A 12,252-nucleotide genomic window follows, 5' to 3' on the forward strand; every position below is an offset into this window, starting at 1 on the left:
GCCGGGTAAGGCGTAGCCGCCACCCGGCAATTTCTCAAAGTGGCACGAAGAACCTGAACCGCGCCCCGCTTACCGACTCCACCAGCCGGATCCCGCCCCCGTGCAGCTCCAGCATCCGTTTCACAATCAGCAGCCCTAACCCACCGCGATCCTCCCGCGACGCCTGGGTAGACAACGCCGACGGCCGCTGGAACAGATCATCGCGCAGCGCGGCATCGACGCCCGTTCCGTTGTCTGCCACTTCAACCTGGAGCTGTTGATTCTCCTGCCAGACCGCCAGACGGATCTCCCCGCCGACGGGAGTATGCCGCATCGCGTTATCGAGCAGGTTGGTCACCACCCTCTCAATCATCGACACATCGGCGTTGATCAGCGGCAACGGCCCCGGCACATCAATTTGCAGGTTCACCTCGCGCGTGCGGGCGGTGAGTTCAAACTTCTGCGCCACGTCGGAAATCAGCTCCGCCATCGCGAAACGCTCGCGCTGCGGCTTAATGCTCCCGTGCTCCAGTCGCGCCAGCTCAAACAGCTGCTGTGAAAGATGGCGCACCTTGTTGCCCTGGCGCAGGGCGATGGTGAGATACTGCCTGCGCTCCTCGGCGGTCAGCCTTTCGTCCTTCAGGGTCAGCGTTTCCAGATACCCCAGCAGCGAAGTCAGCGGCGTGCGCAAATCGTGGGAAATATTGGCCACAAATTCGCGGCGCTGGCGGTCGCTGTCTGCCAGCCGATCCCACTGACCGGCTATCTGCCGGGCAAGGTCAATAAAGCGGTTCTCAAGAACCGCTACCTCGTTACCGGGCTGTGGCTCCGGCGTGCGGGCCGCCAGGGTTTTGATGGCGCTGATGCTGTCCCGATCGTTCGCCGCCACCTGGGCGGTGAGCTGGCGGACAGGCCGGGTAACCCAGAACCATGCCAGGCCTCCCGCCAGCAGACCAAACAGGGCCACCAGCAGCAGGGTCCACAGAACAATGCTCCACAGCGTTTTTTGCCAGGCGTCGGCCGCCAGCTGATTAAAGGTCTCCCCCTGCAAAATGATATACAGGTAGCCGCGCAGCTGGCCGTCGACGCGCAGCGGGGCGGCGCTGAAGACTTTTCGCCCGTCAAGGCTGCGGGGATCGTCGCCATACACCGGCGACGTACTGCCGGTGAGAAAAACCTGTACCGGCGCCATGTCGATCCGCTGGCGCTGGATATGGCCCGGCGGCGCCGCATCGGCCAGCAGGTCGCCATCCGGCGACAGCAGATAGAGCTCCACGCTGGGATTAAAGGTCATCAGGCGGTCAAACAGCGACTTCAGGGTTTGCCGGTTGACCTCGCCGTGGGCGTCCAGCAGCGGTTCGCGGGCCACAATTTGCTGAGCCAGCCCGGCGGAGAGGCGCTGCACCATGGCGTTGCCATACTGCGCGCTGCTGTGTAACTGAACGGCGCACACCGCCGCCGCGCACAGCATCAGCAGGGAGACCACCACCAGCGCCAGCCGCTGGCTGAGGCTCAGGCGGCGGATCACGGGGCGGCCTCCTGGGTCACCGGGGCGAACTTATAGCCTTTTCCCCAGACGGTCAGAATGATGTCCGGCTCGGCCGGGTCACGTTCGATTTTGCTGCGCAGGCGGTTGATATGAGTATTGACCGTGTGCTCATAGCCCTCATGCTGATATCCCCAGACCTGCTCCAGCAGCGCCAGCCGGGAAAACACCTCCCCGGGATGGCGGGCAAAGTAATACAGCAGCTCGAATTCGCGCGGGGTGAGGTCCACCATCTCGCCGCGCAGCCTCACTTCGCGGGACAACGGATCGATGCTCAGACCATGGCAGGACAGGCGCCCGGCGTCCATCAGCAGGTTCTGCCCCATCGCCTCCTGGCGACGAAACAGCGCTTTAACGCGGGCGATAAGTTCCAGTAACGAAAAGGGTTTCGCCAGATAGTCGTCGGCGCCCATCTCCAGGCCCAGCACACGGTGCATTTCGCTGGTGCGAGCGCTGATGATGATCACCGGCAGATAGCGGGTCATCTGGCGGATGCGCCGGCAGATCTCCAGGCCGTCGACGCCGGGCAGCATCAAATCGAGGATCACCGCATCCCAGACCCGCGTTTCCAGTCGGGCGAGGGCCTGGCCGCCATCGGCCTCATGCACAATCTGATAGCCCTCATCCTGCAGATTGAGCCGCAGCAGCGTGGCTATATCCTCATCATCTTCCACCAGCAGAATGGTTTTGGCCATTAGATTCCCCCCACCAATAACAAAACATGCTGCGTCAAGCTTACCCGATTTCGGCGGCGCAAAGCCTTCACATTTTGTTTAAACTTCGCGGACCAGCAGGGTCAGCACTTCGTAGTGGGCGGTATGAGGGAACATATCAAACAGCTGGACCCGCTCGACGCGATAGCCGCTAAGACGGGCAATGTCGGTCGCCATGGTGCGGGCGTTACAGCTGGAATAGATAATGTAGGGCGGCGCCATGCGGCTTAAATAGTCGCACAGTTCAGGGCCAATGCCGCGTCGCGGCGGGTTGACCAGCACCAGCTGCGGGATATCCGCTTCATGAGTGGCGAACCGCGTGGAGTCCAGCGCCTGAAAATGCAGATTGCCGAGCCCCAGCTGCGCGGCAGACTGCCTGGCGCAGGCGATCGCTTCCGGGGCTATCTCTATGCCGGTCAGGCGCATCGCCGGCGTCGCGCAGTGCAGGCCAAAACCGCCGACGCCGCAAAACAGATCCCACATATGCTGGACCGGCAGCGCGCGCACCCAGTCGCGGGCGGTGGCGTACAGCCGGCTGGCTACCGTCGGGTTAGTCTGAAAGAAGCTTTGCGGACGGATCCACAGCGGCACCTCATTAAAGACCTCGCCCAGCGCCTGCTGTTCGGTGAAGAAGATCTCCTGCTCGCCTTCCATGATTGCCATATGCACTGGCTGGATATTCGCCGTGATCACCTTGAGCTGCGGGAACTGTGCCTGCAGCCAGGGCAGCGCGGCGCGCAGCTGGGCCACCTTGGCCTCTGAGCGCAGCACGAAGCGCAGCATCATCTCCCCCTGCTGGCTGGCGGTCAGCAGCAGATATTTCAGCTCCCCGCGCTTGCGCGCGACGTTGTAGGGAGTTAACCCGGCGCGGGCGATAAAGGGCTTCAGGCCGGCAAACACCAGCGCAAACTCGGCGGGATAGAGCGGGCAGTCGGTGAGGTCCACCGGGGTGCCATCGCGGTGCAGCATACCCAGCAGCGGACGCTCAACGCTGCCGCTGACCACCATTTTGGCCTTGTTACGGAAAGCCGCCTCCGGCCCGCTGACCGGCTCGCCCCAGTCGGCGACGGGGATTGCCGCCAGCAGCGTGCGCAGGTCGGCCATTTTATCGGCGAGCTGTTGCGGAACCGACCGTTCCAGCCATTGACAGGAACGGCAGCGGCCGGCGTCGTAGAGTGCGCAATGCATAATTGACCTTCAAAATTCCAGGGGCGGGGATTGTATCACCGTTATTGCAGGCGGAAAAACCGACGGCAGGTCGCTGGCACAAACAGCAGCGTCAGGACCAGCAGATCCGGCAGTTTTTGCATCACCAGCGAGTGGAAGATCTCCCGTTTGGATTCGCCGGGAATACTGAACAGCTCCGGATACCCGTAGCCCAGCGACGCCGCCCACAGGTAGCCGGCGGCTATCATCTGCGTCAGCAGATAGACCCAGCGCGCCCAGTTGCGCCCTTTCACCAGCGAGAAGGCGCACCAGATTTCGATAAACACCAGCGCCAGGCTGCCGAGGAAGACCAGCGTCAGGTTCCAGGTCTGGACGCTACGGTGTATGAATTCGTTCAGCCCCTGCAGGCCCAACAAATTGAGGATCATCAGCAGATCCAGACCGCGAATCAAAATAATCGCAAAGGCCGCCACCTGCACCAGCGCAGGGACGTTAAGGCGGGCATGCGATGAGCGAGTTTTCGTAAACAATCCCAACGTAATGTCTTCCATGAAAACGGCGCCACAGAGTGGCGCCGACCGGAGGCTGCTGTACCGATTTTAGGTGGTTCAGCCTTGTCTTGCACGCTGGATATCGCGCACTCGCTGCTTTTCTGCGCGGGCCATCAAATACCAGGCGATAAAACCAACAACGCCGACCACGCCGAGGATGAGCGTCGCCAGGGCGTTAATCTCCGGGTTGACCCCCATGCGCACGCTGGAGAAGACCAGCATCGGCAAGGTCGTGGCCCCGGGACCGGAGACAAAGCTGGCGATCACCAGGTCATCCAGCGACAGCGTGAAGGCCAGCAGCCAGCCGGAGATCACCGCTGGCATAATCATCGGCAGCGTGATGACGAAGAAGACCTTCAGCGGCGCGGCGCCCAGATCCATCGCCGCCTCTTCGATCGAGTGGTCCAGCTCACGCAGGCGCGAGGAGATCACCACCGCCACGTAGGCGGTACAGAAGGTGACGTGCGCCAGCCAGATGGTCAGCATCCCGCGATCCGACGGCCAGCCGATGGCATGTCCCAGCGCCACGAACAGCAGCAGCAGCGAGAGCCCGGTGATCACGTCCGGCATGACCAGCGGCGCGGTGATCATAAACGCGAAGCCGTTGGAGCCGCGAAAACGTCCAAAGCGCACCATCACCACCGCGGCGATGGTGCCAAGGATCGCCGCCGCCGTCGCCGCGCAGGCGGCGATAGTCAGGCTGAGCCCCACCGCGCTCATCATCGCGTCATCGTGGAACAGCTCGCTATACCAGCGCGTTGACCACCCGGCCCAGACCGTCACCAGCTTTGAGCTATTGAAGGAGTAGATCACCAGCATCAGCATCGGGGCATAGAGGAAGGTGAACCCGAGCACGAGGATCAGAATGCGCCACGGCGAGCGTACTACCGGCAAGTCGTTCATCCCTGCTCTCCCATCTGTTTTTGCTGGTGCTTATGGAACCACATGATCGGCACGATCAGCAGCAGCAGCATGACAATCGCTACCGCCGAAGCCACCGGCCAGTCACGGTTGTTAAAGAACTCCTGCCACAGCACGCGGCCAATCATAATGCTGTCCGGCCCGCCCAGCAGCTCCGGGATCACGAACTCCCCCACCGCCGGGATAAACACCAGCATGGAGCCAGCGATAATCCCTCCTTTGGTGAGCGGAACGATCACCTGAAAGAAGGTCTTCAGCGGCCGGGCGCCGAGATCCAGCGAGGCCTCCACCAGCGAATAGTCGATGCGGGTCAGCGCGGTGTAGATAGGCAGCACCATAAACGGCAGATAGGCATAGACGATACCGATATATACCGCCAGGTTGGTGTGCAGGATCTCCAGCGGCTGATCGATAACCCCTAGCCACAGCAGGAAGTTATTCAACACCCCGTTGCTTTTCAGCAGTCCCATCCAGGCATAGACGCGGATCAAAAACGACGTCCACGACGGGAGGATCACCAGCAACAGCAGAATATTGCGCGTCGACGGCTTGCTGTGCGCCACCGCCCAGGCCAGCGGATAGCCCAGCAGCAGGCAGCAGAGCGTCGAGATGCCCGCCACCTGCAGCGACTGCAGATAAGCCTCAAAATAGAGCGGATCGTCGGTCAGCTGCAGGAGGTTGGCAAAGTTAAGGGTCAGCGTCAGCTGACCATCCGCCCACTCCATCAGATCGGTGTAGGGGGGGATCGCCCGCGCCATCTCGGCAAGACTTATCTTGAACACGATCAGGAACGGCAGCATAAACAACAGGATCAGCCACAGATAGGGCAGCGCGATCACCAGCTTGCGGCCATGCGCCATCTGCAGGCGCGCCGCCCACAGCGCGAAGCCGCCCGGTTTTTTCGCCCCTGACGGGGATTCAACGGTACTCATCGCCCTCTCCTTACACCGTCAGTACAACGCAGCTGTCCGCATCCCAGCATAAACGCACCTCGTCACCCCAGGTGGGCGTTCCTTTCCGATGGCGGTGCTCATTCTGCAGCTGGGCGCTGATCATCTGCCCGCTTTGCAGGCGCACATGGTAGATGGAGAGATCCCCCAGATAGGCGATATGAATCACCTCGCCGACGGCAAAATTGTAGCCATCCGCCGGCGGCTCATCGCACAGCATGATCTTCTCCGGACGCAGCGCCACCCACACCGGCACGTTGTCCACCACCGAGGCGTCGGGGTCGACCTTCAGCGGATGCACCAGTCCCGGCGAGCGCAGCACCAGGCCATCTTCCAGACGCTCTTTCACCAGCCCTTCAAAGACGTTCACCGAGCCGATGAACTCGGCGCTGTAGCGGGTGGTCGGGTGCTCGTAAATCTCTTCCGGTTCGCCAATCTGCACAAACTTGCCGCGGTTCATGATGGCGATACGGCCCGCCATGGTCATGGCCTCTTCCTGATCGTGAGTCACCATCACGCAGGTCACGCCAACGCGCTCAAGAATATCCACTACTTCCAGCTGCATGCGATCGCGCAGCTTTTTATCCAGCGCCCCCATCGGCTCGTCGAGCAGCAGCAGCTTTGGTCGTTTCGCCAGGCTGCGCGCCAACGCGACGCGCTGGCGCTGACCGCCAGAGAGCTGGTGCGGCTTACGTTTAGCGAACTCCTGCATGTGCACCAGAGCCAGCATCTCCTGCACCCGGGCGGTGATTTCCGCCTTAGGCAGACGATCCTGCTTCAGACCGAAAGCGATATTCTGCTCAACGGTCATATGGGGAAACAGGGCGTAGGACTGGAACATCATATTGATAGGCCGCTGATAGGGCGGTACGCGCGCCAGATCCACGCCGTCGAGCATAATCTGTCCGGCGGTCGGTTGCTCAAAGCCCGCCAGCATGCGCAGCAGGGTCGATTTCCCGCAGCCTGATGCGCCCAGCAGAGCAAAAATTTCGCCTTTATAAATAGTGAGACTGACATCGTCGACAGCGTGCTGGCCATCAAACGACTTGGTTAAGTTACGGATTTCCAGCAGCGGGGTCAGCGCTTTGGGGGCTTTCGCCTGTGGGCGGGGCATTACGTCGTTCAATCGGGTGCTCTCCGGCAAAAAAACGATCACCATATGGTCCGGTGCCATACTTCGTGCTTAACAGTGCAGGTGCACCATCCTGGTGCTTCTGCTCGCCGGGCGCGCTGCCATTTCCCGGCGAGTGCCGTTCTGATACGGCCCGCTTACCGGGCCGTCAGAGTTTATTTACCGCTCTTCACTTTGGTCCACGCGCGGGTGCGCACGCGGTCGATCTTCGGATCCTGCACCTTCAGCGTGAACAGTTTGGCGAACACATCCGCTGGCGGATAAATCGCCGGGTTGTTACGGATAGTCTCGCTGACCAGCGGCGTAGAGGCCTTGTTGCCGTTGGCGTAGAACACCTGGTCGCTGATTTTGGCGATCACATCCGGGCGCATTAGATAGTTAAGGAACTGATAGGCCTCATCTTTATTCTTAGCGTCGGCCGGCATCGCAAAGACGTCAAAGAACGCCAGGGCGCCTTCCTTCGGAATAAAGTAGGAGACGTTGACGCCGTTCTTCGCCTCTTTCGCGCGGTTCGCCGCCTGCCAGACGTCCCCAGCCCAGCCGATCGCCACGCAGATGTCGCCATTGGCGAGGTCGTTAATATATTGCGAAGAGTGGAAGTAGCGAATGTTCGGCCGCAGCTTCAGCAGCAGATCGGTGGCCGGACCGGTGTAATCATTCGCTTTGCTGCTGTTCGGATCCTTGCCAAGGTAGTTCAGCACGGTGGCGAAAATCTCTTCCGGCGCGTCGAGGAAGGAGACGCCGCAGCTTTTCAGTTTTTCTAGGTTCTCCGGCTTCAGCACCAGATCCCAGCTGTCCACCGGCGCATCTTTGCCGAGGACGGCTTTCACTTTATCAACGTTGTAGCCAATGCCCGTCGTCGCCCACAGGTAAGGCATGGCGTATTTATTCTCCGGGTCATGCTTGGCGACCAGCTTCAGCACTTCGGGGTCGAGATTCTTCCAGTTCGGCAGCTTGCTCTTATCCAGCGGCTGGAACACGCCCGCCGCCAGCTGGCGCTCAAGGAAGCTGGCCGATGGCACCACCAGATCGAAACCGGTGCTGCCGGCCATTAATTTACCTTCCAGCACTTCATTGGAATCAAAAACGTCATACACGACTTTAATCCCGGTCTCTTTTTCGAAATTGGCCACGGTGTCCGGCGCAATATAATCAGACCAGTTATAGACATGCAGGGTTTTTTGTTCGGCGGCGAGCGAACCGGCAGAGACGGCCATCAGCGCACCCGTAACCAGACCTGTTAACCATTTTTTACCAAAGGCGGTCATATCTCTTTTCCTTCTCAACGCCCGTTAACTTACGGGCTCAAATATACGCATTTCTACGCATGCAAAAATCATGCATATTTTTTCATTGCCTGAGAAAAGGAGAGCGGATCTCTCCCGGAGTGGTTGCTCGCAACTGGAAGCATCGCCAGAATAACTGTAGCCAGAATAAGAGGCTATAGCCCAGGTAAAAAAACGCCTTTTATCAAATTTTTATGCAATAACGGTCTACGTGATAAGCCAAAACGGCCTGAATGGCGGTGAATAATGCTTTAAAGAAAGGTTAAATGCAGAATAAAAGCGGGTAATACGCAGCCGCTGCGGTAGTGGCTGCGCTAATTTTAGGCAGGTTTAGTGAAGAAAATGGTATTGCACGTTTTCTGCGGCCGGCTCTTCTTCTTCGCCTTTGTACAGCAGCTGATTGGCGCCGGCTTCGAGGATCACCATCGAGATCTGCTCCTCGCTTTGGCGGAAGAACCAGGCGAACTGCTCCATCGTCACCCCGGGGCCGATAGACAGCGACTGGCAGACCACCAGCTTGGGCAAATTATCGTCCTGAATGTCGATAAACGCCTTCACGGTTAACGAACTGGCGTTGATGGCCGAGAGATCCGCCGACAGCGCCAGTAAAGCAGACGGCTTCACCTCCGCCAGGGCGGAAAAGAGCACCACGTTATCCACCAGGTCAATTTTGGCATCAAAAATACCGTCGAAATTCTGCATATGCGGCAGGTGCAATGCCTGACAGGAATCGCACTCAAAAAAGCTGATGCCGATCTCATCCAGCCAGCGACGTAGCGTATCCAGACCTGGAACGACCAGTGAATCCATAGTGCCTGTGACCTCTTACAGTGGAAAAACGACGCCATAGCTTACGCAAAAAAAGCGCCGCATACCATGACAGTCTTGCATCCGGCGGTTAGCCGCCTATTTTCAAACAGAATTCCGGTGTCGCCTGGCGCTCGATCCAGGCGATCATCCTGCTGGCGATGTCCACGCCGGAGGTGGTTTCCACGCCTTCCAGTCCGGGCGAGGCATTCACCTCCATCACCAGCGGCCCGCGGGTGGCGCGTAAAATATCGACACCGGCGACGTCCAGGCCCAGGGTTTGCGTCGCCTTGATGGCAATGGCGCGCTCCTCATCGCTAATCTGCGCCACCGTAGCCATGCCGCCACGGTGCAGGTTAGAGCGAAAATCGCCCTCTTTCGCCCGCCGTTCGATCGCCGCCACCACCTCATTGCCAACTACCAGGCAGCGAATATCGCAGCCTTTCGCCTCGGCAATATACTCCTGCACCAGGATGTGGGCGTTCAGCCCGCGAAAGGCGTCGATCACGCTCTCCGCCGCCTGGCGGGTCTCCGCCAGCACCACGCCGATCCCCTGGGTACCCTCCACCAGCTTCACCACCAGCGGCGCGCCGCCGACCATGGCGATCAGATCGCTGGTGTCATCGGGGGAGTGAGCGATGCCGGTCAGCGGCAGATCGATGCCCTGTCGCGCCAGCAGCTGCAGCGAGCGCAGCTTATCGCGAGCGCGGGTGATGGCGACCGATTCGTTCAGCGGATAGCTTCCCAGGAGCTCAAACTGACGCAGGGCCGCGGTGCCATAGTAGGTGATCGCCGAGCCAATGCGCGGGATCACCGCATCAAAGTGCGGCAGCTGGCGCCCTTTATAGTGGATCGAAGAGGCCACCGGGCTGACGTTCATATAACAGGAAAGCGGATCGAGGATCTCGACCTGATGCCCGCGCTGTTGCGCCGCTTCGCGCAGGCGTCGACATGAATAAAGCGTTCCATCCCGGGATAATATGGCAATTTTCATCCTGCACCTCTGCAAAAAGACCCGCACTGGCGGGCCTCAGCTATCGAACACACTTCCACCTTTCCTGCCGCCAGCGGCGGATACCGCCTGGCCGGAGCAGCAGTGTACACGTAATCAGCGCGTTGCCCACCCCTGCTTATGCAGATAGTCGAGAATAAACGGACGACTCTCTTTCACGATAGTGCGACGGATATGATCGCTCCAGGTATCGCGGCGGGCGTTGCTGCCGCGCGACAGATAATAGTGCGCCAGCTGTTCGTCATACTCCGCCAGCAGCGCGTTATCCAGCGGCTGATAGCGGTTCTCATGCACCAGCATGGCGGCCGGCATCCGCGGCTTGATGTCCGGGTTATCCGCCGGCCAGCCAAGGCAAAGACCGAACAGCGGCAGGACGTGCTGCGGCAGCTCCAGCAGCTCGGTCACCGCCTCGATGCTGTTGCGCAACCCGCCGATATAGACGCCACCCAGCCCGAGGGACTCGGCGGCGGTCAGCGCGTTTTGCGCCAGCAGCGCCGTATCGACAACGCCGATCAGCAGCTGTTCCGCCAGCCCCAGCTCCGCCTGCGGGCAGATCTGCAGGTGGCGGTTAAAGTCGGCGCAGAAGACCCAAAACTCCGCCGCCTGGGCGACGTGCTGCTGGCCGCCGGTCAGCGGGACCAGACGTTCACGCAGGGCCGGGTCGGTAATACGGATGATGGAGGTGCACTGTAAAAAACTCGAGGTAGATGCCGCTTGCGCGCTGGCGATAATCGCCGCGCGCTGTTCGTCGCTCACGGGCGCATCGGTGAAGTGGCGGATAGAACGGTGGCTGCGCAGCAGCTCAATGGTCGGCGTCATTTCGTTTTTCTCTGTCAGACAAGGATTCAGGCTCAGGAGAGTGGGTTAACTGCGGGGCCACGATCTGCGCCATCCGCCACATCACGACGATGGCGGCGGGGATCATCAGCACGATCCCGGCAAAGAGCATCACCAGCGCCGCGGTCGGGCTGGCAATGGGCGCAGGCAGCTGGACATACTGGTTAAGCGAGAGCCAGGCGAGGGTTAACAGCCCCATCCCGAGGATCTCAACCAGCAGTATGCTTTTTGGCAACGGGGCAAATTTTCGCATCACGCCTCTCCGGTTGATAAACGCGGCGCGCCAGCCAATGCCACCGCGCCGCCGGGTCAGTATACGGGTTTTGATAGTACGACATTTATCAAACATAGCCGTAAACCATCGAAGCAAAAGGCAGAACCTTCTTTCCCTCACCGGCCAATGCAGGCATCATAAGCGCCATTCGCCATCCGGCTGAGGTTTAAGGAGAGAAGCAATGTTTACCGTTATTTTTGGTCGTCCAGGCTGCCCTTACTGCGTTCGCGCCAAAGAGCTGGCAGAAAAACTGACCAACGAGCGTGATGACTTTAACTACCGTTACGTGGATATTCACGCCGAAGGCATCAGCAAAGCTGATCTGGAAAAAACCGTCGGCAAACCGGTTGAAACCGTACCGCAGATTTTCGTCGACCAGAAACACATCGGCGGTTGCACCGATTTCGAAGCCTGGGCGAAAGAGAACCTTGGCCTGTTTGCCTGAGTAAATTTATTTACTCGATGAATGACTGCGCCAGGTATCAAGCCAGGCGCAGATAAACAAAAAGCACAACGCCCCGAGCGCACACCAGAACACCGCGCTCAGTACCCACGCCATCTCCTGCCAGAACGTCCGGTGCGTGACGAAAAACAGCCGCATCGTCACCATACAGACCGGCGCCGCCAGTATCGCGCCGAGCAAAGGACGCAGCACCCGCCGTCCGGGAGAGAGACAGCTCGCCGCCGCCCCTGGCAGCAAAAAGAAGAGCAGGCCCAGCTCCGGGTTGCCGCTGGCGCGAAAGGCCCCTTTCATATGTAACAACAACGATAAGCACACCACAATGAACAGAACGAAGCCACAGATAATGCCGGCCCAACTACGCTCAGATTTCACCGTATCCTCCTGATGTTGCCTCTAACTCACGTCCACGTCGCCCAGTCAGATAAAGCATTTCGGCAATCCATGCCAATAACTCCCCTACCAGCCTAAAAACGATTGTCACTAGCCGCCGCATCCAGGAAGGATTAAACTAGCGGGTATATTTTTGCTGGTTATAACAGGGTGCCAGAATAGGTTCGCGACAACGCGAACGCCTGAGCAACCTTAGACCAAATAACCATTTCCTTCAACAACTT

Annotated in this window: 14 protein-coding genes; 1 reads left to right on the forward strand and 13 read right to left on the reverse strand. The window is 59.5% G+C overall.

The features are described 5' to 3' along the window. Positions 1 to 34: 34 nt before the first annotated feature. The 12 genes from ABLV54_RS06025 to ABLV54_RS06080 all read right to left on the reverse strand — a co-directional run bounded on the left by ABLV54_RS06025 (position 35) and on the right by ABLV54_RS06080 (position 11,154). The gene (locus ABLV54_RS06025) at positions 35 to 1,507 is read right to left on the reverse strand and encodes an ATP-binding protein (RefSeq protein WP_048334568.1); all 1,473 of its coding nucleotides are present in this window, start codon (positions 1,505 to 1,507) and stop codon (positions 35 to 37) included. Beyond that, the gene (locus tag ABLV54_RS06030; RefSeq protein WP_023288987.1) at positions 1,504 to 2,220 is read right to left on the reverse strand and encodes a response regulator transcription factor; all 717 of its coding nucleotides are present in this window, start codon (positions 2,218 to 2,220) and stop codon (positions 1,504 to 1,506) included. The genes ABLV54_RS06025 and ABLV54_RS06030 overlap by 4 nt, the downstream gene beginning before the upstream one ends. Before the next feature lie 78 nt (positions 2,221 to 2,298). Next, positions 2,299 to 3,426, reverse strand: coding sequence for a 23S rRNA (uracil(747)-C(5))-methyltransferase RlmC (gene rlmC, locus ABLV54_RS06035; protein WP_050532931.1), 1,128 nt, complete (start codon positions 3,424 to 3,426; stop codon positions 2,299 to 2,301). Between the two features lie 41 nt (positions 3,427 to 3,467). Next, positions 3,468 to 3,956 carry a YbjO family protein gene (locus ABLV54_RS06040; protein WP_023288985.1) on the reverse strand — a complete coding sequence of 163 codons (489 nt, stop codon included), beginning with the start codon at positions 3,954 to 3,956 and terminating at the stop codon, positions 3,468 to 3,470. A 57-nt stretch (positions 3,957 to 4,013) separates the two neighbouring features. After that, positions 4,014 to 4,859 carry a putrescine ABC transporter permease PotI gene (potI, locus tag ABLV54_RS06045; protein WP_023288984.1) on the reverse strand — a complete coding sequence of 282 codons (846 nt, stop codon included), beginning with the start codon at positions 4,857 to 4,859 and terminating at the stop codon, positions 4,014 to 4,016. Then, positions 4,856 to 5,809, reverse strand: coding sequence for a putrescine ABC transporter permease PotH (gene potH, locus ABLV54_RS06050; protein WP_050532932.1), 954 nt, complete (start codon positions 5,807 to 5,809; stop codon positions 4,856 to 4,858). Before potH ends, potI begins: the two co-directional genes overlap by 4 nt. Positions 5,810 to 5,819: 10 nt before the next feature. After that, a complete protein-coding gene (gene potG / locus ABLV54_RS06055; protein WP_044521950.1) occupies positions 5,820 to 6,953 on the reverse strand; it encodes a putrescine ABC transporter ATP-binding subunit PotG in 1,134 nt (377 codons plus the stop codon). 161 nt (positions 6,954 to 7,114) lie between these two features. After that, entirely contained in the window at positions 7,115 to 8,227 is a 1,113-nt protein-coding gene (gene potF, locus ABLV54_RS06060; protein ID WP_023288982.1) for a spermidine/putrescine ABC transporter substrate-binding protein PotF, read from the reverse strand. A gap of 348 nt (positions 8,228 to 8,575) precedes the next feature. Beyond that, positions 8,576 to 9,055: a YbjN domain-containing protein gene (locus tag ABLV54_RS06065; protein WP_002896365.1), complete on the reverse strand. Its 480-nt coding sequence runs from the start codon at positions 9,053 to 9,055 to the stop codon at positions 8,576 to 8,578. Positions 9,056 to 9,143: 88 nt separating this feature from the next. After that, positions 9,144 to 10,046 carry a 30S ribosomal protein S6--L-glutamate ligase gene (gene rimK / locus ABLV54_RS06070; protein WP_023288981.1) on the reverse strand — a complete coding sequence of 301 codons (903 nt, stop codon included), beginning with the start codon at positions 10,044 to 10,046 and terminating at the stop codon, positions 9,144 to 9,146. A 114-nt stretch (positions 10,047 to 10,160) separates the two neighbouring features. Beyond that, positions 10,161 to 10,883: a nitroreductase NfsA gene (nfsA, locus tag ABLV54_RS06075; RefSeq protein ID WP_032455244.1), complete on the reverse strand. Its 723-nt coding sequence runs from the start codon at positions 10,881 to 10,883 to the stop codon at positions 10,161 to 10,163. Continuing rightward, positions 10,867 to 11,154, reverse strand: coding sequence for a YbjC family protein (locus ABLV54_RS06080; protein WP_004201326.1), 288 nt, complete (start codon positions 11,152 to 11,154; stop codon positions 10,867 to 10,869). The genes nfsA and ABLV54_RS06080 overlap by 17 nt, the downstream gene beginning before the upstream one ends. A 202-nt stretch (positions 11,155 to 11,356) precedes the next feature. Between ABLV54_RS06080 and ABLV54_RS06085 the strand changes: the two genes are divergently transcribed. Next, positions 11,357 to 11,620, forward strand: coding sequence for a GrxA family glutaredoxin (locus tag ABLV54_RS06085; protein ID WP_002896352.1), 264 nt, complete (start codon positions 11,357 to 11,359; stop codon positions 11,618 to 11,620). A 6-nt stretch (positions 11,621 to 11,626) separates the two neighbouring features. Here ABLV54_RS06085 and ybjM read toward each other — a convergent pair whose 3' ends face one another. Continuing rightward, entirely contained in the window at positions 11,627 to 12,010 is a 384-nt protein-coding gene (ybjM, locus tag ABLV54_RS06090) for an inner membrane protein YbjM (RefSeq protein ID WP_002896351.1), read from the reverse strand. Positions 12,011 to 12,252: the final 242 nt, after the last annotated feature.

It is taken from the genome of Klebsiella sp. JB_Kp042, from assembly GCF_040065275.1.
Taxonomy (GTDB): Bacteria; Pseudomonadota; Gammaproteobacteria; order Enterobacterales; family Enterobacteriaceae; genus Klebsiella; species Klebsiella quasipneumoniae.

Excerpts from the sequence above, each read along its gene's own strand:
- ABLV54_RS06030 (WP_023288987.1), bottom strand. The coding sequence starts at position 2,220 with ATGGCCAAAACCATTCTGCTGGTGGAAGATGATGAGGATATAGCCACG.
- rlmC (WP_050532931.1), bottom strand. The coding sequence starts at position 3,426 with ATGCATTGCGCACTCTACGACGCCGGCCGCTGCCGTTCCTGTCAATGG.
- ABLV54_RS06040 (WP_023288985.1), bottom strand. The coding sequence starts at position 3,956 with ATGGAAGACATTACGTTGGGATTGTTTACGAAAACTCGCTCATCGCAT.
- potI (WP_023288984.1), bottom strand. The coding sequence starts at position 4,859 with ATGAACGACTTGCCGGTAGTACGCTCGCCGTGGCGCATTCTGATCCTC.
- potH (WP_050532932.1), bottom strand. The coding sequence starts at position 5,809 with ATGAGTACCGTTGAATCCCCGTCAGGGGCGAAAAAACCGGGCGGCTTC.
- potF (WP_023288982.1), bottom strand. The coding sequence starts at position 8,227 with ATGACCGCCTTTGGTAAAAAATGGTTAACAGGTCTGGTTACGGGTGCG.
- ABLV54_RS06065 (WP_002896365.1), bottom strand. The coding sequence starts at position 9,055 with ATGGATTCACTGGTCGTTCCAGGTCTGGATACGCTACGTCGCTGGCTG.
- rimK (WP_023288981.1), bottom strand. The coding sequence starts at position 10,046 with ATGAAAATTGCCATATTATCCCGGGATGGAACGCTTTATTCATGTCGA.
- nfsA (WP_032455244.1), bottom strand. The coding sequence starts at position 10,883 with ATGACGCCGACCATTGAGCTGCTGCGCAGCCACCGTTCTATCCGCCAC.
- ABLV54_RS06080 (WP_004201326.1), bottom strand. The coding sequence starts at position 11,154 with ATGCGAAAATTTGCCCCGTTGCCAAAAAGCATACTGCTGGTTGAGATC.
- ABLV54_RS06085 (WP_002896352.1), top strand. The coding sequence starts at position 11,357 with ATGTTTACCGTTATTTTTGGTCGTCCAGGCTGCCCTTACTGCGTTCGC.